This window comes from Pseudomonas sp. 21615526 (genome assembly GCF_013386245.1).
GTDB lineage: Bacteria > Pseudomonadota > Gammaproteobacteria > Pseudomonadales > Pseudomonadaceae > Aquipseudomonas.
This window is the reverse complement of record NZ_JACAOM010000117.1, coordinates 1-541: the sequence shown is the minus strand read 5'-3', so window position 1 is coordinate 541 and position 541 is coordinate 1. Positions and strand designations below refer to the sequence as shown.

Here is a 541-nt window from a genome sequence, read left to right as displayed (position 1 = left end):
GCGCGACGTTTGGCCGCTGGCTGAGGTCCTTGTCGATCATGTCCCGTTCCAGCAACGGCTGCTGGGCCAGCAGGATGCCTTGTTGGTTGATCAGGTTGATGGTGCTGTCGCTGCCGATATTCAGGCTGCGGAACAGTTGCTGAAAGTACGACAGGCGCATGGTGGCCACGGCCACGCCGAGGAATCGCCCATCCGGCCCGGAAACCCGGCGGCTGAAAGCGATACGCCATTGGTCGTCACACACGCAGCGCGCCATGAAGGGCCGGCTGATGAACAGGCCCAGGTCGGGATTCTGCCGATGGGCCTGGAAGTAATCGCGGTCGGCGAAGTTGGCGGATTTGGGCGTCTGCAGGGCTGAGTCGGCGATCACGTTGCCATCCTTGTCCAACAACAGGATGTCGCCTTTGTAGGGCGCCGCTTCCGAACGGTCGAACAGCACCAGGTGACGGATGCCGGCCGATACCCCAGCCAAATCAGTGCGTTCGGTGGCGGCGATCAGGCCTTTGATCGACAAGTCGTACAGCTCGACGTTGCGCAGCAC

The 541-nt window shown here is 62.1% G+C and carries 1 protein-coding gene; it reads right to left on the bottom strand.

Annotated features, from left to right (window positions below; genetic code table 11):
• A partial coding sequence (locus HX786_RS26860) for a cache domain-containing protein (RefSeq protein WP_256735329.1) occupies window positions 1–541 on the bottom strand: 541 nt, incomplete at both ends.